General features: G+C 37.3%; 21 protein-coding genes. 11 read left to right on the top strand and 10 right to left on the bottom strand.

The window, feature by feature from the left end:
* Window position 1 precedes the first annotated feature (1 nt).
* From H9565_RS14120 to H9565_RS14100, 5 genes are all read left to right on the top strand, one after another.
* Complete coding sequence (locus tag H9565_RS14120) at window positions 2–1273, top strand: glycosyltransferase family protein (protein ID WP_215440570.1); 1272 nt, start codon at window positions 2–4, stop codon at window positions 1271–1273.
* Entirely contained in the window at window positions 1273–2736 is a 1464-nt protein-coding gene (locus H9565_RS14115) for a lipopolysaccharide biosynthesis protein (RefSeq protein WP_215440569.1), read from the top strand. Before H9565_RS14120 ends, H9565_RS14115 begins: the two co-directional genes overlap by 1 nt.
* A gap of 107 nt (window positions 2737–2843) precedes the next feature.
* Window positions 2844–3629, top strand: coding sequence for a transthyretin-like family protein (locus H9565_RS14110; protein WP_215440568.1), 786 nt, complete (start codon window positions 2844–2846; stop codon window positions 3627–3629).
* 53 nt (window positions 3630–3682) lie between these two features.
* Window positions 3683–4051 (top strand): DUF7009 family protein, encoded by a 369-nt coding sequence (locus tag H9565_RS14105; protein ID WP_215440566.1) that lies wholly within the window; start codon window positions 3683–3685, stop codon window positions 4049–4051.
* A gap of 15 nt (window positions 4052–4066) precedes the next feature.
* Complete coding sequence (locus tag H9565_RS14100; RefSeq protein WP_215440564.1) at window positions 4067–6370, top strand: FdhF/YdeP family oxidoreductase; 2304 nt, start codon at window positions 4067–4069, stop codon at window positions 6368–6370.
* A 78-nt stretch (window positions 6371–6448) separates the two neighbouring features.
* Here H9565_RS14100 and H9565_RS14095 read toward each other — a convergent pair whose 3' ends face one another.
* Both H9565_RS14095 and uvrA read right to left on the bottom strand, forming a co-directional pair.
* Window positions 6449–7633, bottom strand: a complete 1185-nt coding sequence (locus tag H9565_RS14095) for a hypothetical protein (RefSeq protein WP_215440562.1) — start codon at window positions 7631–7633, stop codon at window positions 6449–6451.
* A 246-nt stretch (window positions 7634–7879) separates the two neighbouring features.
* A complete protein-coding gene (gene uvrA / locus H9565_RS14090) occupies window positions 7880–10657 on the bottom strand; it encodes an excinuclease ABC subunit UvrA (protein WP_215440560.1) in 2778 nt (925 codons plus the stop codon).
* Between the two features lie 245 nt (window positions 10658–10902).
* Between uvrA and H9565_RS14085 the strand changes: the two genes are divergently transcribed.
* The 3 genes from H9565_RS14085 (at window position 10903) to H9565_RS14075 (ending at window position 12698) form a co-directional block, all read left to right on the top strand.
* Window positions 10903–11484 (top strand): sigma-70 family RNA polymerase sigma factor, encoded by a 582-nt coding sequence (locus tag H9565_RS14085; protein ID WP_215440558.1) that lies wholly within the window; start codon window positions 10903–10905, stop codon window positions 11482–11484.
* Window positions 11485–11558: 74 nt separating this feature from the next.
* Window positions 11559–11702, top strand: coding sequence for a hypothetical protein (locus H9565_RS14080; protein ID WP_215440556.1), 144 nt, complete (start codon window positions 11559–11561; stop codon window positions 11700–11702).
* 414 nt (window positions 11703–12116) lie between these two features.
* On the top strand, window positions 12117–12698 hold the full coding sequence (locus H9565_RS14075) for an RNA polymerase sigma factor (RefSeq protein WP_215440554.1): 582 nt from the start codon (window positions 12117–12119) through the stop codon (window positions 12696–12698).
* A gap of 232 nt (window positions 12699–12930) precedes the next feature.
* Here the strand turns inward: H9565_RS14075 and H9565_RS14070 are convergent, their stop codons facing one another.
* Entirely contained in the window at window positions 12931–13593 is a 663-nt protein-coding gene (locus H9565_RS14070; RefSeq protein WP_215440552.1) for an endonuclease III domain-containing protein, read from the bottom strand.
* A 50-nt stretch (window positions 13594–13643) separates the two neighbouring features.
* Between H9565_RS14070 and bcp the strand changes: the two genes are divergently transcribed.
* Complete coding sequence (gene bcp, locus H9565_RS14065; protein ID WP_215440550.1) at window positions 13644–14099, top strand: thioredoxin-dependent thiol peroxidase; 456 nt, start codon at window positions 13644–13646, stop codon at window positions 14097–14099.
* Between the two features lie 43 nt (window positions 14100–14142).
* Here bcp and H9565_RS14060 read toward each other — a convergent pair whose 3' ends face one another.
* A complete protein-coding gene (locus H9565_RS14060) occupies window positions 14143–15609 on the bottom strand; it encodes a TonB-dependent receptor (protein ID WP_215440548.1) in 1467 nt (488 codons plus the stop codon).
* Between the two features lie 77 nt (window positions 15610–15686).
* Here H9565_RS14060 and H9565_RS14055 point away from each other — a divergent pair, with 77 nt between their 5' ends.
* Together H9565_RS14055 and H9565_RS14050 are read left to right on the top strand one after the other, a co-directional pair.
* Window positions 15687–16463, top strand: coding sequence for an MBL fold metallo-hydrolase (locus H9565_RS14055; RefSeq protein WP_215440546.1), 777 nt, complete (start codon window positions 15687–15689; stop codon window positions 16461–16463).
* 20 nt (window positions 16464–16483) lie between these two features.
* A complete protein-coding gene (locus H9565_RS14050; protein WP_215440544.1) occupies window positions 16484–16978 on the top strand; it encodes a hydrolase in 495 nt (164 codons plus the stop codon).
* On the opposite strand, the gene H9565_RS14045 is transcribed toward H9565_RS14050, so the two are convergent.
* The 6 genes from H9565_RS14045 to H9565_RS14020 all read right to left on the bottom strand — a co-directional run bounded on the left by H9565_RS14045 (window position 16979) and on the right by H9565_RS14020 (window position 22682).
* Window positions 16979–17638 (bottom strand): alpha/beta hydrolase, encoded by a 660-nt coding sequence (locus tag H9565_RS14045; RefSeq protein WP_215440543.1) that lies wholly within the window; start codon window positions 17636–17638, stop codon window positions 16979–16981.
* A complete protein-coding gene (locus H9565_RS14040) occupies window positions 17638–17958 on the bottom strand; it encodes a hypothetical protein (RefSeq protein WP_215440542.1) in 321 nt (106 codons plus the stop codon). The genes H9565_RS14045 and H9565_RS14040 overlap by 1 nt, the downstream gene beginning before the upstream one ends.
* Window positions 17959–18046: 88 nt before the next feature.
* Window positions 18047–18361: a DUF4870 domain-containing protein gene (locus tag H9565_RS14035; RefSeq protein ID WP_215440541.1), complete on the bottom strand. Its 315-nt coding sequence runs from the start codon at window positions 18359–18361 to the stop codon at window positions 18047–18049.
* A gap of 17 nt (window positions 18362–18378) precedes the next feature.
* Window positions 18379–19644, bottom strand: a complete 1266-nt coding sequence (locus H9565_RS14030) for a dihydroorotase (RefSeq protein ID WP_215440540.1) — start codon at window positions 19642–19644, stop codon at window positions 18379–18381.
* Window positions 19641–21620 carry a BatA domain-containing protein gene (locus H9565_RS14025; protein WP_246560624.1) on the bottom strand — a complete coding sequence of 660 codons (1980 nt, stop codon included), beginning with the start codon at window positions 21618–21620 and terminating at the stop codon, window positions 19641–19643. The genes H9565_RS14030 and H9565_RS14025 overlap by 4 nt, the downstream gene beginning before the upstream one ends.
* Before the next feature lie 54 nt (window positions 21621–21674).
* Window positions 21675–22682 (bottom strand): glycosyltransferase family 2 protein, encoded by a 1008-nt coding sequence (locus H9565_RS14020; RefSeq protein WP_215440539.1) that lies wholly within the window; start codon window positions 22680–22682, stop codon window positions 21675–21677.
* Between the last annotated feature and the right edge of the window lie 122 nt (window positions 22683–22804).

The raw sequence follows: 22804 nt of genomic DNA, 5'->3' as shown, positions 1-22804 counted from the left end.
TATGAAGAAAGTCCTCATTATCACCTATTATTGGCCTCCTGCTGGTGGGCCAGGTGTGCAGAGGTGGTTAAAGTTTGTAAAATACCTTCGCGATTTTAATGTGGAACCCATAGTTTACATTCCGGAAAACCCGCATTACCCAATAGAGGATGCCACTCTAATTGCTGAAGTTCCAAAGGACATTACAATCTATTCACAGCCCCTTTTTGAACCTTATGGATTGGCAAAGGTGTTGTCCTCAAAAAAAACAAAACGTATTAGCTCTGGTATTATCCAAACCAAGAACCAATCGTTTTTTGAAAAGGCCATGCTATGGGTTAGAGGAAATTTTTTTATTCCCGATGCTAGAAAATATTGGATTAAGCCTTCGGTAAAATATTTGTCGGATATCATTGCTAAAGAAGGGATTGAGACGATAATTACTACTGGGCCACCGCATAGTGTTCATCTGATCGGTAGACAATTAAAAAAGGATAAAGGGGTAACTTGGTTGGCCGATTTTAGGGACCCATGGACTTCTATTGGGTATCACAAAGAATTAAAACTGACCAAAAGTTCCGAAAAAAAACACAAAGAGTTGGAGTATGCCGTGTTGAACGAAGCGGATAGAATTCTTGTGACCAGTGCTACGACCAAATTAGAATTTGAACAGATTACAAAACAGCCTATTTCTGTAATTACAAACGGGTATGATTCCGATTATGAGAATGATGCGGATTTAGATCATAATTTTACAATTTCTCACATTGGGTCCCTATTAACGGGTAGAAACCCTAAAAACCTATGGAAGGTATTATCTCAAATTGCTGCGGAAAATGCCGTTTTCCGTGGAGACCTTCAATTAGAGTTTATGGGGGTAGTAAGTCAGGATGTAATGGATTCAATGTATAGATATGAGTTAGGTCCTTATATAAAAATGAGAGGGTATGGCTCCCACGCCGAAGCCCAACGAAGACAGCAAAGGTCTCAGCTACTACTTATGATAGAAATAGATAGTGAGGAAACTAAGGGAATTATACCGGGCAAGCTTTTTGAATACATGGTTGCAAAAAGGCCTATTTTAGCGGTGGGGCCAAAGAATTGGGAGGCAGGTAAGATTATAGAACAGACCGTGGCCGGAAAGGTATTTGATTATGATGCCGAAGCAGAGCTCAAAAAAACTATACTTGACTGGTATAACGACTTTAAAAAAGGGACAATTACTTCAGAATCTATTCATATTGAGAAGTACAGCCGAAAGGCACTTACTCAAGAACTTTCAAAATTATTGTAATGGGAGTGGTATTTAAACAATCACTGAACAATTCGATCATTACATATTTAGGTTTTGGTCTTGGGGCACTAAATACTTTAGTGCTTTATCTACGTTTTATGGAACCCGAATATTATGGGTTGCTACAGGTTGTGTTATCGGCTTCAGTAGTTATAATGCCATTACTTGCTTTTGGTGTTCCCAATACCTTGGTAAAGTTTTATAGTGGTTTCACGGATGTTAAATCAAAAGATGGTTTTCTTACTCTTATGCTTTTCTTGCCATTGGCATTAATGCTACCCATTGGGGGTATAACCTATGTAGTGAACGATAGTATTTCAAACTTCTTATCCAAGGAAAACCCAATTGTAAGAGGGTATGTCTGGCATATTTTCTTTGTAGCTATGACCATGGCCTATTTTGAAGTTTTTTATGCTTGGGCCAGAGTCCATATGAAATCGGTCTTTGGTAATTTTATGAAAGAAATTTTCGGTCGGGTAGGGCAATCCGTTCTTTTGGTGCTTTTGTATTTTGACGTAATTTCAGTAACCTCCTTTATAGATGGCCTAGTGGTGGTATATGTACTGCGGATGCTTTTTATGAAAATCTATGCATATACCTTGTACAGGCCCAAGTTGGTTTTTGATTTCCCTAGCAACACACGTAAAATTTTGGTGTATAGTGCATTGATTATTTTGGGAGGCTCAGTTGCTATTGTTCTTTTAGAGATTGACAAGGTAATGATCAATCAATTTATAAAAATTGAAAACGTAGCCTATTATAGCGTAGCCAGCTTTATAGCGTTAGTGATTGCCGTGCCTTCACGTTCTATGCATCAAATAATGTATCCGCTTACAGCGGAGCTTATGAACAAGAATGATTTGGCGGGGTTAAGCAGACTTTATCAAAAAAGTTCGCTTACACTATATATTATATCCGGACTCTTGTTTGCCCTTATATTTTTGAATCTCAATGACCTTTATGAACTACTGCCAGATGCTTATCGTAATGGATATATAATTTTTGTATGGCTGGGCCTAGCTAAGCTTTATGATGCCCTGTTGGGGAATAACAATTCCATTTTATATAATTCGGATTATTACAGGGCGGTTTTATATATGGGAATATTTTTGGCTATTGTAACCGTATTGCTCAATGTTTGGCTTATTCCTGCTTATGGTCTAGACGGTGCCGCAATTGCCAGTTTTTCAGCTTTCTTCATCTATAACACGGTAAAATTGATTTATGTTAAGATGAAATTCAACATGCTACCCTTTACTAAAGAAACCGTTCAAATTTCGGTATTGTTGGCCATTACCTTGCTTACTTTCTATTTTATCCACCTACCTTTTCACTCTATCATAAGCATTATGATAAAAAGTTTGGGGATAACCTTGCTCTATGTTGGGGTTCTATATAAGTTTAAAATCTCGGAAGATGTTTTTCAAGTGCTTTCAAAAGTATTTGGAAAGAAAGGTCAATAACTATATCTTAACACTCAGCTTCTTTAAAAGAAAGCTCCCTAGTTGCATGTAACGGTCTATTGGATAGACTTTTATTTTTATTTTGTCACCTTCTAATGTTAAATGAAATGAGCTACATGGTTAAAGGTAATCTTAGAGCTTGTCTGCATTTGGACCTCTATGAATCTTTGGAACATGTAGAAGTAAAAATCTACAAAGTAAATAGTGGTTCAAAAGTTACTCACGATTACAAAAATGAACTACACATATTATCTGCCGATGCCATTTTAAATAAATCTAAAAATATTTTGGGAAGTGGTTTTACAGATTTAGAAGGAAATTATGTAGTTGATGTGTGCGATTCGTACAATGAAGGTGCCATAGAGATAGACCTCGTCGTAAAGGATAAACAAGCACGTAAAAAGAAAAAAATAGACCCTATCCATTTCACGGTCAAACGGTTAATGCCTGTATGGAGGAATAATGGTGAACTTAAAGAATTTAGTTGGAATTACAGTTTTGGTTTTCAATTGTGGAGCCAAGTAAGGCATCATTTTGATATTTGGACCATTATAGGAAGTGTTAAGTCTATTGAAGATAGGAAAACACCTGTAGAAGGGGTAGTTGTATCAGCTATGGATGTGGATTGGGTTAAAGATGATTTATTAGGGAGTGCCACAACGGATAGAACTGGAAAATTTAGGATTGACTATACGAGTATAGATTATATGCAAACGTTTCTATCTCCACTTATAAGTATAGAAACTCCTATTTCTTCCATGCCCGGGCCTGGTGTCTATTTTAAAATTACAACTTCTGATGGTATTTTGTTATATGAAGAGAAAAGAGCGGTAGGTAGAACGGAAGAAAGAAAAAATATTCTGCGCTGTTTCAATATTGACTTGTATATTTAACATTAATTATAATTTCGGGCTATTTCTACTAGTCAGTATCAACAAGTACCTCAATGAAAATACGGATAAAAGGTAACTCCATACGTGTGCGTATTACCAAAACAGAAGTGTCGCAACTTTGTAAAGAAGGATATATTCAGGAAGAAACACAATTTGTAAATAGCACATTTGCATATGCTTTAAGCAGCCAAACCAGAGCAACTTCGCTTACGGCTAGTTTTGAGAATGATAAAATTACTTTGATTTTACCTTCGGAAATGATTCAGGGTTGGGAAAGCAGTAAAAAGGTAGGGTTTAGTAATTTAGTACCTCTTAAAGATGGAAAAACTCTATCTCTTTTGGTAGAAAAGGATTTCAATTGTCTAGAAGACAGGGGAGAAGATGAATCCGATAATTACCCTAACCCGAAATTGAAACACTAGAAATAGAAGTTAAGTATGTCACATAAAGACAATCAAAGGAACGTTACAATAATAGGTTCCGAAGATTTTTCAAATATTAAGATTACAGAACCTGTTAAGTATGCAGCAGGGAAATTAGGGGTTACCGAGGCTTTACGCCACGGATTTAAAGAAATGGGTATAGTACGCTCTATGCGTGCCTTTTTGGAACTTAACCAAGAAGATGGTTTTGATTGTCCAAGTTGTGCTTGGCCCAACCCGGAACATCCGTCGTCTATTGCAGAATACTGTGAAAATGGGGCAAAGGCCGTTGCCGATGAGGCCACTACGGACAAAATTGGTCGTGATTTTTTTAAAAAATACTCTGTAGAGGAACTTTCCAAATTAACGGAGTATCAACTGAATAAATTTGGTAGAATTACCGAACCATTGGTGCTAAGACCGGGTAGCGTGCACTATGAGCCCATCTCTTGGGAAGAGGCTTATGAACTTATTTCTATAGAGCTACATAAATTAAATTCACCGGACGACGCTATCTTCTATACATCAGGTAGGTCAAGTAATGAAGCAGCCTATTTATACGGTATGTTTGCGCGTGCCATTGGGACCAATAATATGCCCGACTGTTCCAATATGTGCCACGAATCTAGTGGAGTAGCCCTTTCGGAAACTTTAGGTATTGGAAAAGGTTCAGTGAAATTGGAGGATTTATATGGTGCGGATGTCGTTATTGTTGCAGGTCAAAACCCAGGTACGAACCATCCTAGGATGCTATCGGCATTGGAGAAATGCAAGAAGAATGGGGGAAAGATAATTAGTATTAACCCTTTGGAGGAATCCGGTCTAATAAATTTTAAAAATCCACAACATTTAAATGGTTTAATTGGTGGTGGGGAAGACCTAACGGATATTCATTTGCAAGTCCGCATCAATCAAGATATCGCTTTAATGAAGCTCATCTTAATGAGACTTGCCGCTTTGGATGAGAGCGGACAAAAGGTTTTTGACCATGATTTTATGGTTAAATATGTAGATGGTTATGAATCCTTGATTTCGGACTTTAAGAATTATGATGAGGAATCACTATTAGCCTTGAGTGGTGTTAGTAACGAAAAAATTAATGAAACGGTAGCCCTTTTGGCAACAAGTAGCAACATCGTAGTATGTTGGGCCATGGGGTTGACTCAGCATAAAAATGGGGTAGCTACCATATGCGAATATTTAAACCTATTGTTATTAAAAGGGTCTTTGGGAAAACCTAATGCAGGTACCTGCCCGGTGCGTGGTCACAGCAATGTGCAAGGGGATCGCTCTGTGGGTATTATGCATTTTGTGAATGAAGAACTAAACGCGCGTATAAAGACACACTTAGGGTTTACTGCTCCGGATAAAGAAGGTGTAGATGTTGTGGGAGCTATTAAGGCCATGCACGATGAAAAAGGTAAAGTGTTTATTTGTTTAGGCGGAAATTTTCTGATGGCCGCTTCGGATACTATGTATACTGCACAAGCAATGCAAAATTGTGAACTTACTGTACAGGTAAGTACAAAGTTGAATCGCTCTCACCTGGTTACTGGAAAAACGGCACTTATATTGCCCACTTTTGGTAGATCTGAAAAAGATATGAAAGATGGCACCTTACGCTATCAGACTATGGAAGATAGTATGGGGCGGGTGAGACAATCTCGTGGACTTTTAAAACCGACTTCAGATAACATTAAAAGTGAACCTGAACTTATTGCTGAATTGGCCCATACTTATTTTGGTGGTAGACACTCTGTAGATTGGAAAGCTATGGGCGAGAACTACGAACTTATTAGGGAAAGCATAGATAAGGTAGTTAAGGGCTTTGAAAATACAAAAGAGAGATCTAAGGGTATAGGCTACTATTTACCTAACAATGTCCGTAACCTTGATTTTAGTATGCTTCCTAATGGCAGGGCCCAATTGACCGTTAACCCTTTGCCGGAACATAACTTAAAGGAAGAGGAGTTCATGTTAATGACAATTAGGTCTCATGACCAGTTCAATACCACTATTTACGGTATGGATGATAGGTACCGCGGAATCTATAATGAAAGACGGGTATTGTTCATGAATCCGGAGGATATGGAAAAACAGGGGCTTAAGAAAAAAGACGTTATAAATATTAGCAGTTCATATAACGGTGAAGTGCGTACGGCCAATAAGTTTTTGGTGGTGCCTTACAATATCCCTTCCGGGGATTTGGCAGCGTACTATCCAGAGACCAATGTTCTTATTCCTCATGATCAGTATGCGGATAAAAGTAAAACGCCAATTAGTAAATCCATAAAAGTTACTGTAACAAAGGTGGGCTAATTCCGGTACTGAAATGAAAAACCCCCGCAGTAAATAAATCTACTGCGGGGGCAACAACTAACCAACCTAAAAACTATCTTAATATCTTCTTGAACTTCTTGATGTTGTAGCCCTTGAAGAGGTATTATTTCTACTACTTCTAGATGGGGCCTTAGTTACAGACCTTCTAGAAGAACTTCTTGTACTAACGTTACTTCTACTTTGCGAAGGAGCTTTTCTCACAGTTCTATTTGTACTCCTGTTATTCTGCGGACTTCTATAAGTAGTCGTACTTCTTTTTACCGTTGTGCTACGTGGTGATCTGGTTACTGTTCTTTTGCTCACCGTATTGCCGTTAGCTTTTCTTACCGCAGTAGACCTCTGCGCTACCGAACTATTTCTAGATGGGGTGTTTGCTCTAGATCTCACCGTTGTGCTACGGTTCGTAATTTTACGATTCGTATTATTAGAACGTGTGGCACCACTTCTTGAAACGGTTCTTCTTGCTGAATTATCACGATTTGCAACCGACCTATTCGTACGAGTAGTAGCGTAATTTCTCTTTGAAACAGACCTGTTGTTTCTTGAGTTATTTGTTCTAACTGCTACTCTTCTGTCATTTTTATAGATTCTAGACCTATCATTTCTTACTTTATTATATCTATGCGTTCTTCCAATTTTGGCATAAGCACGTCTAGTATTATATCTATAAGGATTGTAATAGGTGTAACGAATAGGGCTGTAAAATCTTCTATAAGGTCTATTGAACACTAAACAAAAGCCTAATGTAGGTCTTGCAAAAAATGCATGAAAAGGTCTGTACACATAATTTCTATTATAAATATTGATGTATCCGGTGTGATAATCATATAAACCTCTACGGTTATAGTACACATACATTCCACCTACACTACGTACGCGATTGTTATTATAGCTAATATCTACATCTCCAATTTGTGTAACACGACCATAATAGTCATAATAAATAGGTACGTTCTCAACTTGTATTACGGCACCGTAATCATCGTACTGGGCATACGGACTATAATCAAATCCCGAATTAAAGGTAACCCCATTTCTACGGCCGCTTACACGACTGTCTATGTAAAAATCGAATTCACCATCTGGGTATACCGAAAACGTAATGCCATTCTCAACAAAAATAAATGAGTCGTTGTATCTATAAGCATTGCGTTCTGCAACCTTATCTTCAACTGTACCTGTGGCCATAACACCAGAAGTGGTAAAAATTAGGGCCGAAAAAAAGAGTAGTAAGTTTCTCATGATATAAGGTTTTAAATTCCTGAATGTAATTATTTACATTCGAGTTGTAATAAACAAACAGCGTGCCAAAAACTATAAGATATAGTCAAGTATCTTATAATGAGTTGATTATAAGTTTTGAGGTCTATATGAAAAGAAGTGTTTGTTTTTAGATAGGTTTGAAAAAGTGAAAAAGTAAAAGACCATATTTCCTTTTTTACAGAAAATATGGTCTTTTATATTCTATTAGGTGAAATATTGATTCTCCTATAGTTTCTCTTTTAAATAGGTAGCCGTAAAAGAAGTTTTACTTTTTGCAACCTCTTCAGGAGTACCCTCTGCTAATAAGTTTCCCCCTCCTTCACCACCTTCGGGGCCTAGGTCTATAATATAGTCTGCACATTTAATCAATTCAATGTTGTGCTCAATAACAATTACGGAATGTCCTTTTGAGATAAGAGCATCAAAAGACTTTAAAAGCTTTTTAATATCATGAAAATGCAAACCTGTAGTAGGTTCATCAAAAATAAAGAGCGCCTTGTCTTTTGTGGTGCCTTTTACTAAAAATGAAGCAAGTTTAATACGCTGTGCTTCTCCACCTGATAGGGTAGAAGAGGACTGCCCCAAGGTTACATAGCCAAGACCTACATCTTGTAAAGGCTTCAGTTTGGTAACAATTTTGGTTTGTTTGTACTTTTCAAAGAAGGCAATGGCATCGTCAATGGTCATGTTTAAGACGTCATCTATGCTGGCATCTTCAAATTTGACCTCTAACACTTCCTTTTTAAAACGTTTTCCTCCGCAGGTGTCGCATTCCAAGTGAACATCTGCCATGAACTGCATTTCTACAGTAATTTCACCTTCACCTTTACACTTTTCGCATCGGCCACCATCAACATTAAAAGAAAAATGCTTGGCTTGATATGCTCTTATTTTACTAAGTTTTTGCGCAGCGAAAAGACTCCTAATGTCATCATATGCTTTAATATAGGTTACCGGGTTTGAGCGTGATGACCGCCCTATTGGATTTTGGTCTACGAACTCAACGTGCTTGATAGTCTTGTATTTTCCTTCAACTTTGGTAAACTGTCCCGCTTTTTCCCCATAGCCGCCAACTTCTTTCAAGATAATGGGATACAACAGTTTTTTGACCAAAGTGCTTTTTCCGCTACCGGAAACACCAGTTACCACGGTAAGCATATGAAGCGGAAACGTAACATTAATATTCTTAAGATTATTTTCCCGAGCTCCTATAATAGTTATGTAATCTGTAGAAGTTCTTCTTTTACTGGGAACGGGAATTTCTTCTGTTCCGTTCAAATAATGAGCCGTTAAGGAGGTTGATTTTAAAATTTCATTGAGAGTCCCATGCGCAACTACTTCTCCGCCATGTGTACCTGCTTCTGGACCAATGTCAATAACTTCGTCCGCTGCTTTCATGATATCTTCATCATGTTCAACAACAATAACCGTATTGCCAAGGTCGCGCAAGGATAGTAAAACATCTATTAAGTTCTCTGTGTCCTTAGGGTGCAAACCTATACTGGGCTCATCTAGGATATACATACTTCCCACAAGGCTACTGCCCAATGATGTTGCTAGATTAATACGCTGACTCTCTCCACCGGACAGGCTATTGGACTTTCGGTTAATAGTCAAATAGCTTAAACCTACTTTATTTAAAAAGCCTAACCTTGTATTGATTTCCTTTAATAAGCAAGAAGCAATTTTCTCATCGGTTTTATCCAAAACCAGCTCCTCAAAAAACGGAATCAATTTTTTAATGGGCAGCTCCACCAAATCGGAAATGTTTTTTCCATTAACCTTAATATTATCGGTTTCCTTCCGTAACCGTTTCCCATGACAAAAATTACATCTTGTTTTACCGCGGTAACGGGAAAGCATTACCCTATTCTGTATTTTATAACTTTTTTCCTCTAGCTGTTCAAAAAATTTGTTGAGTCCAATAAAGTGGTCATTGCCGTTCCAAACCAATTGCTTCTGCTCGTCCGAAAGCTCAAACCAAGGTTTGTGAATGGGAAAATCAAACTTATAAGCCGAGTTTACGAGTTGATCTCTATACCACCCCATACTTTCACCTCTCCATGGAAATATGGCGTTTTCATAAACGGATAAGGCGGTATTGGGAATAACAAGGTCTTCGTCTATACCAATTACATCTCCGTAACCTTCACATTTTGGGCATGCTCCATAAGGGTTGTTAAAGCTGAACAAATGCACGTTAGGTTCTAAGAAAGACATACCATCTAGCTCAAACTTGTTACTAAACGGAATTTTTTCTCCTGTGGCCAGTTCTTCTATAGCACATTCTCCTTTTCCTTCAAAAAAAGCGGTGTCAACGGCATTGGCCAATCGGTTGTAGAAATCCTCATCGTCTTTTACGATAATTCTATCAACCACTAACTCAAAATTTCTGCCAATATCTTCCGGCACATTATCTATACGTAAGACTTCATCATTATATTTTATCCTAGCATATCCTTGTTTAGAAAGTAGTTGAAGTGATTTTAAAGGTTCCCTATTTTCATCAATAACTATAGGAGCCAGTAACAGTAATTTAGTTCCTTCTTCGTATTTCTTTACATGGTCCACAACGTCTGTAACCGTATCCTTCTTTACTTCACGGCCAGAAATAGGGGATATGGTACGTCCTATACGGGCATATAGCAATTTTAAGTAATCATAAATCTCCGTAGTGGTACCCACTGTAGATCGCGGGTTTGTAGAATTTACTTTCTGTTCAATGGCAATGGCCGGGGCTATACCTTTTATATAGTCTACTTTAGGTTTGTCAAGTTTACCCAAGAACTGCCTGGCGTATGAGGATAAACTCTCTACGTAGCGTCTTTGACCCTCTGCGTAGAGTGTGTCAAAAGCCAAACTAGACTTTCCTGATCCGGAAAGACCTGTTATAACAACTAATTTATTACGGGGTATAACAACATCTATATTCTTTAGGTTATGCAGCTTTGCACCCTTTATTATAATGTTGTGCTTGGGGTTTACATCTACTATTTCGGCCATTTTCATATCTAAGTATGCAAAGATACAATATGGAGAATTTAATAACTAAAATTGTATGAATGGCATTAAAAAATGTGTGCATAACGATAGAAATTTTCTAAAGTCATTTAATTTTTTCTATATTTGAGCCCTAATAAAATGTTAATACGCCTATAGCAAAAAATTACTTTTAGAAAGTTTAAAACATTATCTACAAGACCTTTCCATAGGGAAGGCGTCTCGTTTTAACCATTAAAGTAATTGTTATGGATATATTGACGGAAGATTCCCTTCTTATTAAAAAATACGTTTCCGGTGATGAAAAAGCATTGGAAATTCTGATTGAGAAGCACAATCAGCGGTTAAGTAGTTTCATTTATTCTAAAGTGAACAACCGTAATATTACTGAAGACATTTTTCAAGATACCTTTATTAAGGTTATAAAAACATTACGCCGCGGAGCGTATAATGAAGAAGGTAAGTTCTTGCCTTGGGTAATGCGTATTGCGCACAACCTTATTATAGACCATTTTAGAAAAAGTAGTCGCATGCCTATGTTTGAAGGAGCGGATAGTTTTGATATCTTTTCTTTGATTGGCGATGATAAGCTTAATGCAGAACGCCAATTGATAAAAGATCAAATAGATTGTGACCTAGAGGTGCTGGTGGCAGAATTGCCTGTAGACCAAAGAGAGGTGTTGATTATGCGTATTTATAAGGATATGAGTTTCAAAGAGATTTCGGAAAATACCGGTGTTAGTATAAACACGGCATTAGGGAGAATGCGTTATGCCCTTATTAACCTAAGGAAGATAATAGAACAGCACAATATTGTTTTAACGAATTAATAGGCGATAGGTCGAAGCTATTCATTATATTTATATTAGTGCCGTTATACCATTGTAACAATACTAAAATAGATATGGAAAAAATTTACGCTACAGAATCGGACAAATGTAGATTGGCTAAAGCAAAACCTTCAACAGTAAAGTTTCTATTGGATTATTCAAAAGCTTTAGAAATTACAGAAGCAAACGGCCTGCAATTTGAATCTAATTTGAACTAAGCTTAGTTCCTTTAAAGTATATAGAGCCCTGTCAATGAAAATTGGCAGGGCTTTTTTGTAGGAAATAACTAGTGTAAATAGCTGTTTTTATAGCGTAAGGTATACGTTATGTCCTATTAGTAACATTCGTTGGCATTAGCAAGGTAGTTCTGAGGTATTCTACAGAGAGCTGATTTTGTGTGGCTAACGCACTTCAATCCATTTTATTTTGCGGAAAAATAGAAAAGTAGCATTTCACATCAAAAACTAGCGGTTTTACAACAATGTTTTTTTCTAGAGGCCTCTATTATCTAGTTTTATATCATAATTAACAACAAGGTCATCCACCAAAGGATAACAAAACACTCAAAAAGAACTAAATAACAAAAGCCTTTCTTTAGAAAGTCTCAAGTCTAAAACTAAAAACCCTACACCATGAGTTCACAGATCGAAGATTCAGTACTAGTAAGAGATTACATTAGCGGCGATGAAAAAGCGCTTGAAGTTTTAATTAACCGTCATAACCAAAGAATTTCTAGCTTTATTTACTCTAAGGTTTTAGATAGAGATGTTACTGAAGATATTTTTCAAGATACCTTTATTAAAGTAATCAAAACTTTAAAAAGAGGGTCTTATAGTGAAGAAGGTAAATTTTTACCATGGGTAATGCGTATAGCACACAATTTAATTATTGACCATTTCAGAAAGAACAAAAGAATGCCAATGTTTGAAGGTAGTGATGATTTTAACATCTTTTCTGTAATAGGTGATGATAAATTAAATGCTGAAAAACAGATAATTAAAGACCAGATAACATCTGACTTAAAGCACTTGATCGAAGAATTACCGGATGATCAAAAAGAAGTTTTAGTAATGCGTATCTATAAAGATATGAGCTTCAAAGAGATTTCCGAAAATACGGGAGTAAGTATCAATACTGCCTTAGGTAGAATGCGTTACGCGTTAATTAACCTTAGAAAAATCATAGACAAGAATAACATAGTGTTAACTAATTAATAGATCACTAATAATACATAACAATATTTCCATTCTAGTTGCGTTATCCTTTGTATAACAATACTACTATTATGGAAAAAATTTACTCTGAGAATCTTGAAAGAGGTGCAACTATTCAAGCCACAAAAGAAACAATCAACTTATTGCTTAGTTTTTCAAAGCAATTTCACATAGTTGAGTACAAGAATTTTCAATTTGAAAATAGCTTAAACTAAATATATAAGACCCGATTTTAACGGGTCTTTTTTGCTTTGTAATATTCGTCTATGACGGATTTTCTTCCAATAGTTTTGGTAATGATGTCATTTTCTAAATTCCATCCCCTGGCTGGAGAATATTCTCTACCGTACCAAATAATCTGAAGATGCAAGTCGTTCCAAATTTCCTTTGGGAACAGACGTTTGGCATCTTTTTCTGTTTGCACTACATTTTTTCCATTCGTAAAGCCCCAGCGGTACATTAATCTATGAATGTGGGTGTCTACCGGAAATGCCGGAATCCCAAAAGCCTGAGACACCACAACGCTTGCGGTTTTGTGCCCAACGGCAGGAAACTCCTCTAAAAGTTCTATTTCCTGCGGAACTATACCCTCGTATTTTTCAATCAACATCTTAGATAGCCCGTGAATTCCTTTTGATTTCATAGGTGAAAGTCCAACGGGTTTTATAATCTCCCGGATTTCTTCTACCGATAGTTTTACCATGTCATAAGGATTGTCTGCTCTTTCAAACAACAATGGCGTAATCTGGTTGACCCTAACATCTGTACTCTGGGCGGATAATAAAACCGCAATCAATAAAGTATAGGGGTCTTTGTGGTCTAAAGGAACCGGTATAGTGGGATAAATTTCTTTTAGGGTCTTAATAGTAAAATCAACCTTTTCCGCTTTTGTCATTTTTGTCTAATTTTAGCAATGAAAATTGAAACACACAAAAAAGAAGTGCTATGAATACATTGCAAGTAGGAGACAAAGTACCCGATTTTTCAGCTAAAGACCAAGATGGCAATACAATTAAATTATCCGATTATAAAGGCAAGAAGTTAATTGTCTTTTTCTACCCCAAAGCAAGTACGCCTGGTTGTACTGCTGAGGCATGTAATTTGAGAGACAATTATGAGGAACTCCAATCTCAAGGTTATGAACTATTAGGGGTAAGTGCCGATTCTGAAAAAAGACAGACCAATTTTAAGAACAAATATAACTTTCCATTTCCGCTATTAGCAGATGAAGACCATACGGTAATAAATGCTTTTGGTGTTTGGGGACCCAAAAAATTCATGGGGCGTGAATATGATGGTATTCACAGAAAAACGTTTGTAGTAGATGCAGCGGCTACTGTTACTAAAGTAATAGATAAAGTAAAGACCAAAGATCACGCAGCTCAGTTACTGGAGAACTAGTTGCTACTTTAAAAGATAAAAAAAGGGGCTCAGCCCCTTTTTTTTATTCTACCTTATCTTCTTTTTCTGATTTAAGTAATTTCCTGGTAAACAGGTTTTCATCCTTAATTATCTGAGGTATACCTTCAGGAAGCATTTCTTCCCATCCTTCTTCATTGTTTATCAGTTTTTTAAGGGCATCCCTGGAGAAAATATGCATAATTTCAGGATCATAATCTATAATGTCCATTACTTTGCCATTATACTTAAAGAACTTGTAAAGCTCTTTCATTCTTGGATGAACCTTAATATTGTTACTAGTCATGATCTGACCGGTTTCCGCATTTTTCATCGGGTAAAGGTAAACCTGAAGGTCTTTAAAGAACAGTTTTCCAAAAGCTTCCAAAATACCTCCGGATAAATGTCTGTAATACTTCTCATCAAATATATCTACCAAATTGTTGACGCCCATAGTAAGGCCAATTTTGGCTTTGGTGTACCTGTTGAAGTATTCCACAAGTCTAAAATACTCTTGAAACTTAGATATCATTACCGTATGCCCTAAAGAACATAATAGCTCGGCACGATCCATAAAATCTTGTTCGTCAATTTCTCCGGATGCTTTAAGGTTAGAAAGGGTTATTTCAAAAATAACCATGGTACTTTCTTGGTTTACGGCCGGATCGCGAACAAATATGTCATAAGACTTATGGAACATATCCATATTTACTTTGGTAACCGGTCTAAAGCTTCCGCGCAATGCCAAAATGTTCTTTTTGTAAAGCGCTGCGGCAGGTAAAAAGTTATTGCCGTCAGGTCCGAACATAACCGCATCGGTCATGTCGTTACGAATCAGCTGAAGACTCATCAACCTGTTGTCTACTTCTTTAAAGTTAGGCCCAGAAAAGTTCACCATATCAATCTCCACGGTATCCTTATCAATATGGTCATAAAGATATTTCAGCATTTTTCGTGGTTTATGGTATTTGTAAAAAGCACCATAAATTAGATTAACACCTAGTATACCAAGAGTTTCTTGCTGTAAACGCGCTTCGTTCTGCTTAAAACGAATGTGAAGTATAATTTCATCAAGCTCTTTTTGGTTGGGGTCTAATTGGAATCGAATTCCAACCCAACCATGGCCTTTATATCTTTTGGAGAAATCTATAGTAGCCACTGTGTTAGCGTACGAAAAGAAAAGTCGCTCTGGGTGCGTTTCACGGCTAATACGTTCTTCCATGAGTGTCATCTCATGCGAAAGCATCTTTTTTAATCGCGATTGTGTTACATAACGCCCATCATCTTCAATACCATAAATGGCATCGCTAAAATCCTTGTCATACGCGCTCATTGCCTTGGCAATGGTGCCTGACGCACCTCCGGAGCGAAAGAAATGACGCGCCGTTTCCTGGCCGGCACCTATTTCGGAAAACGTTCCGTAAATGTCTGGATTTAAGTTGATTCTCAAAGTCTTGGCTTTGATTGAAGGGATATTCTCAAATACAGTGTCTCGTTTTAAAACTGAAGCCATTTGGTCGATTTTGCTTTTAACAAAGTTAACAAGTTCGGGTTACCTATTAAATTTTTTAGTTATAAATTTGATTCTAGATGAGCAATACGTTAAAAATTACTTTTTTGGGTACGGGCACTTCTCAGGGAATCCCAGTAATAGGCAGTAATCACCCGGTTTGCAAGAGTATTGACCCAAAAGATAAAAGACTTAGAGTTTCCGCTCTAGTATCATGGGAGGACTATAATTATGTAATAGATTGTGGTCCTGATTTTAGAGCACAGATGCTTACAAATGAGGTGCTTAAATTAGATGGTATCTTATTTACCCACGAACATTCTGATCATACGGCCGGCCTGGATGATATTAGGCCTTACTTTTTTAGACAGGGAGATGTACCTATATATGCGCATAAACGTGTTGCAGATTCCCTAAAAAGACGATTTGATTATATTTTTGCCGATGAAAATAGGTATCCAGGGGCACCTGCAGTAGCAGTAAACCTTATTGATAAGGACCACCCCTTTTCTATTGGAGGAATAAAAGTGACACCCATTGAGGCAAGTCATAACCGTATAAAAGTTTTGGGCTTTAGAATTAAAGATTTAACCTACCTAACGGATGTAAAGACCATGACATCTGTAGAAATGGAAAAAGTAAAAAACTCAAAAGTACTGGTGGTTAATGCATTACGTGAGGAGCCACACCACTCGCATTTTAATTTAGAAGAAGCTTTGGCTTTCATAGAACAAGTAAAACCGGAAACGGCTTATCTCACGCATATTAGCCATATGCTGGGTTTTCATGAGGAAGTTGAGAAAAAATTGCCTAAAAATGTACATTTGGCATACGATAATCTAACCATTACAGTTTAAAGTACAAACCACATTCATTTATGAAAAGTAGAATAGTTTTTTACCTGTTAATCTTTGTATCTCTTATATGTCTTTACCTTTTTGTAAGTAACGGAAAGATGGCAAACGTAAAGGATGAACGTATTGCTAAGCTGGAAGAAGAAATAGTTCAGTTGCAAGATTCAGTAAAGAACACGCAGTTAAAGGTGCTGGAAATGCAATATTTCTCTTTAGAAAACAATGACGATGCATTGGCTTATTATGATCACTTGGACCTTAATGACCCATCTAGATACATTGCTGATAAATTGTTGGAAACCAATGAAACTAAAGGTAATAATCCCCTTGTGCCTTATGAAGGTATGGAGAACGACTTCAAAATAAATAAAATAAAGGTTCTAAACCATAAATGGATTTTAACCGATTTCTCCGATGGAAAATACTGGGGAGAGCTTCTTATTAAGTATGAACTTAAAGATGATTTAGGTGTAGATTTCACCCTGCTTGACCACCTACTGTACACACGAAGCCAATAATTAAATTTTGTCTTCCAGCCACTTTTTAAAAGAATAGAAGTTTTGAGGGGCAACACCATGGCCTACTGGAAATTCTTCGTAAACATGGTCAATACCCAAATTTTTAAGGAATTCTGGTGCCCGCTGCGCCCATTCCGGAGGAATCACTTGGTCTACTTGACCGTGGGACGCATATATTTTTAATTGGGAGTGCTCCTTTTCCTTGTAGTCTTCTTTTAAAATTGCTTCGTTAATATAGCCACTTAGGGCAATTACATTTTTTATTTTTTCAGGATAGGAAAGGGCTACGGCATAGCTCAATATGGTACCTTGGCTAAAACCAAGAATAGTCACATTACTGGCATCAAGGCCATAAGTGTTGCAGGCTTCATCAATAAAGGCTATGATTTTATCCCTAGACTGTTTTGCTTGTTCGTCATCGCTCCATTTGCCTTGTTCCGCGTCAAAATTAATGGCGTACCAAGCATTACCATAAGGCTCCATAGGGTAGGGTGCCCTAACTGAAATTACACAGAGTTCTTCTGGTAGTTCCGGGGCAAAGGAAAACAAATCTTCTTCATTGCTTCCGTAGCCATGAAACATAAATAGAACCGGGGCTTTGCCTTCTTTTACTGTGGAAGGTCTGATCAGGTGTTCTAAGGAAAGGGGAGCTGTAGTCATTAGATAAATTTAAGCCATTTTTGAAAAAAAGCGCCAACAAGTGGAACAGATTGTTTTACCTCTTTTAGGACACCTATAAAGCCATACCACCATAGCACAAAATAAGAAATGTACAAGCCGTACCAAGCATACTCATTGAACCATTGACTTAAAAATAGGGCAAATCCTATAAAAAATAAATGTAATCCTAATGCTTGCCTAATGTGGAAACGAGCAAATTCATTTCTGCTTTCCGAGTTCATGCTAATGGCAATAAGCGAACCTACTATAGTAAAATAGGCCGTTATAGCTGCTGTTTTTCCTTCCTTTGCTGTGTTCATGGCGGCAAAGTTAATCTAAGCTGTAGTCTTGCACAAAAAAAAGAGACCCTGTTTCGAGTCTCTTTGTGAATGCTATAATTTAGGTCATCTAGCCTATATTCCCTACTAAAGGAATTTTTTCCACTTTACCGTTCATTGCATTTATGGCGCCAATGATTGCTAAGATCAAGCCTGCATATTGCAAATAGCTCAACGCACCAATTCCAGTAAACATAATCAACAAGGCGGCTATAAATGATACGATTATTCCTGTAATCCATGCTCTAAGTGCTTGGCCTATATGAAAAGTGGCAAATTCATTTTTCTGATTCCTGTTCATAAAATAAGCTGCAAGTGTTCCAATTAGCGTTACGTAGCTTATGATGGCCATGGTTTTCCCTTCTTCAATGGTGTTGTGGTCCATAATGTTGTTGTTTTGTGTTATTTCGTATTGGTGGTTAGGTGTATGCTATTGTTGATGCTTCCGTATACGTTACCTTTCATTTCAGAGCCTAAAAACATACTGTTTTTGGATGTAGACTCAATATCTTCTTCATTAAAGGTAGAGCTTCCTTCCGGGGTAAAAAGCGTTAAACAAGCGGTTTCCCCTTCTTTTATTTCTGGTGATTTTAGGCCATAACGCTCACGTCCTTTGGTTAAAAGGTTAACTACAGCTTCTATATCTAAAAGCTGGTTAAGACTGCCAAAGGCGGTTTCTAAACCAATAGTTCCGTAAGAAGCATTATCAAACTCAATTCGTTTTTCCTCTATGTTCATAGGGGTATGGTCGCTGGTGACAAAATCTATAGTACCGTCTTTTAGACCTTTTAAAAGTGCTTTGGCATCAGGTTTTGTGCGCAAAGGCGGCAACACTTTATACGTAGAATCAAACTCTTCTAAAACGGAGTCTGTGTAGACCAGGTTATGAATGGCAACACTACAACTCACGTCCAATCCTTTTTTCTTCGCATCTGCAATGAGTTTAACAGAAGTGGCCGTAGAAATTGTAGGTATATGTAATTTACCTCCGGTATATTCTAAAATAAAAAGGTCTCTGGCTACTTGGAGTTGTTCTGCCAAAGCCGGAATTCCCTTTAATCCCAATTGGGTAGAGACCGCTCCTTCGTTTACAATGCCTTTTCCCGCAATTTTGGTATCCAAGGGAAAGGAATAAACCAATCCACTAAAATTTTGAACATATTGCAAGGCCACTTTTAGGAGGTTGGCATTGGTCATGGGAAGTTTGTAATCATAAAATCCCACCGCTCCAGCATTTTTCATGTCGTACAACTCGGCCAAATCGTTGCCATCCGCTTTCATAGTTAAAGTGCCAAGTGGATAAAGATTGGTGAGTTGCCCAGCTGCTGCATTTTTAAGGTATACAATATCCGAACTGCTATCCGGACAGGGGTGCGTACTTGGATTAAGTACAACATCCGTAAAGCCACTCAAGGCTGCAGTGCGTAATCCATTTTCTATGGTTTCCCTTTCCTCGTAACCCGGCTCGCCAAAAGAAACGCTACTATCAAACCAACCAACGGAAACATGCAAGTTTTTGTGTTTTACCACTTGGGTTTTACTTTCGGGCTCTATTTTTGCAGCTATTTTGACTATTATTCCGTCTTTAATAAGAATGTCACGAGTCTTTAAATGAAGCGATTCGTTATGCTTATCAATAATTTTTGCCGATTTTAAGAGAATGTTCATTTAAGATATTTTTGAATAAGTACTTCAATAAACAGCAACACCAACGCTAAAATAACAAACCATTTCCAAAGCTCGGTTACCGTGCTGTCTTTTTCAATGGTTTGGAACAAGGAAGATATAGAAGTTGATGTAGATGCGGTTTTTTGGTCCTGAATGTTTAAATAAGTGAGATTGCTCTCGTTTCTATCGTAATTAAAGCTGATGTTCTTTATAGTTTCTTCGTCTTGCCGTATTTCATAAGTACCATCTTCCTGCAAACTCTCGTTAAATGAAAGTGAAACCTTATTACTGAGCGATTGTTGCTGTGGAATAAACTCATAAGACCCTTTCTTTAATTTAAGAATATCATCCTGAGCTAAGGAGGTTGGGACATCTACTGAAACAGACTGTCCTAAAACCGAATATAAAGGGGGCAAATTAAGACTTCCCGAAGCCATATTATAGAAGGTTGGGACTACTATTGGGGAATTAATAAAGTTGGAGTTTTCAGTTGATAGGGACGAGGTGAACAAATAAAACGTATTGTTACCTATTAAGAAGGGTTCATTATCCTGAAAAGCCAGTGCGGTAGGGGCAACGGATTTAATTTTATAATATGATGAAACCTTTGGATACTGAAAATTGGTTACATTTTTTTCAAAAACATTCCGATACAGAGGGTGAGAAAATGAGATGTTGGTTATTTCTCGCTCATCCCGTATATTTTGTAAAAAAGTGGTTGCGCCGTAGTTGCTAGTCAGTGCATTATAGGAGTCTATATTACTAATTGTAGATGGAATAATTGTCAAATGGCCACCGTTATCAGTAAACGCTTTTAAACTAGTAGTCAATGATGAGGGAATTTGTTCCAAATTATTGAGGACAATGAAATTTTGAGTTGGCAGGTTGCTGTAATTGAGGCTTTTCAATTCGCTCGCAGTGTAAACAAACTCATCTTCTGTAAAAATTCGGTTAAGGAAAGTGTTTTGGGTGTCACCTATAGCGAGTACTTTAATTTTTTCCTTTTCAGCAATCGTAAAATAAAGCGAGTTATCATATGTTAATCCGGAATCTGTTATTTCAATCTTACCGTCAAAAGCTTCGTTTTTAGGAATGGAAAAATTGGCCGTTCCTTTTTTGAACTCGTTGAAGGATGTAGATGTTTTGGCAACAAGCTTATCGCCATTAAACAAAGAAACCGGAATGTTGGTTATCTTTCCAGACCCGGAGAGCTTAACCGAAAGATTCAAGTTTTCAGAAGATTCAGATTCTATATAAGCGGAATCAACGGCAACGTTTGTTGTTTCTTCAGCATGTAAGGATACCCAATGGACGTTCACATTTTGCAGGCCATCTAACTGTGAACTGACCATGTTTTGCTGAAAATCCGATAGCACAATCAGATTTTTTTCGGTAGAATTGTCAGTAGAAAATAAGGTGTTTCCTTTTAGGTAAACTTCATTCAGTTGCAACTGATTATTGCTCGCGGCAAGAGCTAAAAATTCATTCTGAACTTCTGGCAAAGTAGTATTTCTGAATGTTTTGGTATTTGTAAAAAGTGTAAAACGCTCCGTTTTGGGCAGGGTCTTAATCAGTTCTTGAACGGCGTTTTCTAAAAGTGTAGCACCATCGTCTTTTAGCTCTAGGCTAAACGAGTTATCTAGATAGATAACCGTTTCCTTTGACTTTAGTGCTGTTTCTTTGGCAAAAAATGGCTGTGCAAAAGCAAAAATAAATGCAGCGAGTAAAAGCATTCTTGTAAAAAGAAGCAACCATTTTTTTAACGTATTGCTTTGTCTGGATTCCGAGACGACCTTTTTTAGGAACTTAACGTTCGTAAAAGGTGTTTTCTTAAACCTACGTAATTGAAATAAATGAATAAAAATAGGAATCAGGAGAAGAAAAAGGGCCCAAAAGAGTTCTGGATATTTAAACTGCATTTCCTGAATTGTGTTGCCAAAGATAGGCATTTCATACTTTATTGCTACGGTAGTCAAAAAGATATTTTACTTCATTTTTGAAAACGATAAATTAAGCCTGATACTCAGTTTTTAGCAAAAAAAGAAATAGTCTTTCATTGGTTTATGGTCAAGGCCCGTGAAGAACTTTTTTATATAGGTCTGTGCATCTGCATTTGCAACACTAATAATGCTTTGGGTGTTAGGAAGCTCATTTAATTTACTAAAATGAAACATTTCTTTATCGTAAATATGTTTCCCTATTTTCCTAGGATTGTCGCAAACCCAATAAAAATTTATATTCTGTTCCAGTAATGCCCTTGCAATTTCTTTTCCCTTGGCACCGGCTCCCCATACCGTCAATGGTCGTTTGGGGTCATAATTAAGCTTTAAAAAATAATGAAGTTTGATTTGGAGAAAATAATTCTGAGCGTAATGTTCGCTGGTTCTAGATGTTCTGGTGTCATAATCACGCCACAGATGCAATAGTTTAGAAGAAGGTATGCACTTAAGGCCGTTTGCATAGAACCGAAAAGTAAGGTCATAATCTTCAGGATAGAGATTGGGTCTAAAGGCACCACACAGGTCCAAGTCATCTTTATGAACCATCCAGCAAGGGGAGGGGATAACACACTCTTTATATATTTCCGAATAATTGTTACCCGTTTCAGTTAAGCTGTTTAACCATTTTTCATAACGTTCGTAACCGTTGCCAATACCCCTATGAGAAAAATAGCGTACCTGCCCCAGAGCTACGTGTCCTTCCCCATGATTTAAAAGCGCTTCTACCATGACTTTTAGCTTTTCCGCTGCCATAATATCATCAGAATCCATGCGAGTAATAAACTCTCCTTTACTATGTTTGTATGCTGTTCTTAGCGCTTCAATGATGCCACTTCCCTCATTATCAAAGAGCTGTATGCGCTGGTCATTTTTTGCGTACGAATTCACCAAATTACGACTGCCGTCTGAACTTTTATCATTTACCGCTAGCACCTCCCAATTCCTGTATTCCTGTTCTACTATGGAGTTAAGACATTGACTTAGAAATGATTCCGTGTCTTTAAATGGGATAAGAATACTAACAAGGGGCTGTTGCATAGGTGGCAATTTAGGAAAATTGATGCCCATTTTTGATTGTTCAGAATAAAAAATAAAAAAACATTTTACCAACTAGAAAAAGGTTGCTATATTTGCACCCGCATTCAGGGAATACCTGATGA

The sequence above is a fragment of the Zobellia russellii genome, from assembly GCF_018728565.1.
GTDB lineage: Bacteria > Bacteroidota > Bacteroidia > Flavobacteriales > Flavobacteriaceae > Zobellia > Zobellia russellii.
This window is presented reverse-complemented; position numbering and strand designations above follow the sequence as displayed.

What these genes read in the sequence shown, in the direction of transcription:
- H9565_RS14020 (WP_215440539.1), bottom strand. Translation starts at nt 22,682, where the DNA reads ATGCAACAGCCCCTTGTTAGTATTCTTATCCCATTTAAAGACACGGAA.
- uvrA (WP_215440560.1), bottom strand. Translation starts at nt 10,657, where the DNA reads ATGGCCGAAATAGTAGATGTAAACCCCAAGCACAACATTATAATAAAG.
- H9565_RS14115 (WP_215440569.1), top strand. Translation starts at nt 1,273, where the DNA reads ATGGGAGTGGTATTTAAACAATCACTGAACAATTCGATCATTACATAT.
- H9565_RS14085 (WP_215440558.1), top strand. Translation starts at nt 10,903, where the DNA reads ATGGATATATTGACGGAAGATTCCCTTCTTATTAAAAAATACGTTTCC.
- H9565_RS14055 (WP_215440546.1), top strand. Translation starts at nt 15,687, where the DNA reads ATGAGCAATACGTTAAAAATTACTTTTTTGGGTACGGGCACTTCTCAG.
- H9565_RS14080 (WP_215440556.1), top strand. Translation starts at nt 11,559, where the DNA reads ATGGAAAAAATTTACGCTACAGAATCGGACAAATGTAGATTGGCTAAA.
- H9565_RS14120 (WP_215440570.1), top strand. Translation starts at nt 2, where the DNA reads ATGAAGAAAGTCCTCATTATCACCTATTATTGGCCTCCTGCTGGTGGG.
- H9565_RS14035 (WP_215440541.1), bottom strand. Translation starts at nt 18,361, where the DNA reads ATGGACCACAACACCATTGAAGAAGGGAAAACCATGGCCATCATAAGC.
- H9565_RS14095 (WP_215440562.1), bottom strand. Translation starts at nt 7,633, where the DNA reads ATGAGAAACTTACTACTCTTTTTTTCGGCCCTAATTTTTACCACTTCT.
- bcp (WP_215440550.1), top strand. Translation starts at nt 13,644, where the DNA reads ATGAATACATTGCAAGTAGGAGACAAAGTACCCGATTTTTCAGCTAAA.
- H9565_RS14050 (WP_215440544.1), top strand. Translation starts at nt 16,484, where the DNA reads ATGAAAAGTAGAATAGTTTTTTACCTGTTAATCTTTGTATCTCTTATA.
- H9565_RS14105 (WP_215440566.1), top strand. Translation starts at nt 3,683, where the DNA reads ATGAAAATACGGATAAAAGGTAACTCCATACGTGTGCGTATTACCAAA.
- H9565_RS14060 (WP_215440548.1), bottom strand. Translation starts at nt 15,609, where the DNA reads ATGGCTTCAGTTTTAAAACGAGACACTGTATTTGAGAATATCCCTTCA.
- H9565_RS14070 (WP_215440552.1), bottom strand. Translation starts at nt 13,593, where the DNA reads ATGACAAAAGCGGAAAAGGTTGATTTTACTATTAAGACCCTAAAAGAA.
- H9565_RS14030 (WP_215440540.1), bottom strand. Translation starts at nt 19,644, where the DNA reads ATGAACATTCTCTTAAAATCGGCAAAAATTATTGATAAGCATAACGAA.
- H9565_RS14075 (WP_215440554.1), top strand. Translation starts at nt 12,117, where the DNA reads ATGAGTTCACAGATCGAAGATTCAGTACTAGTAAGAGATTACATTAGC.
- H9565_RS14040 (WP_215440542.1), bottom strand. Translation starts at nt 17,958, where the DNA reads ATGAACACAGCAAAGGAAGGAAAAACAGCAGCTATAACGGCCTATTTT.
- H9565_RS14100 (WP_215440564.1), top strand. Translation starts at nt 4,067, where the DNA reads ATGTCACATAAAGACAATCAAAGGAACGTTACAATAATAGGTTCCGAA.
- H9565_RS14110 (WP_215440568.1), top strand. Translation starts at nt 2,844, where the DNA reads ATGAGCTACATGGTTAAAGGTAATCTTAGAGCTTGTCTGCATTTGGAC.
- H9565_RS14045 (WP_215440543.1), bottom strand. Translation starts at nt 17,638, where the DNA reads ATGACTACAGCTCCCCTTTCCTTAGAACACCTGATCAGACCTTCCACA.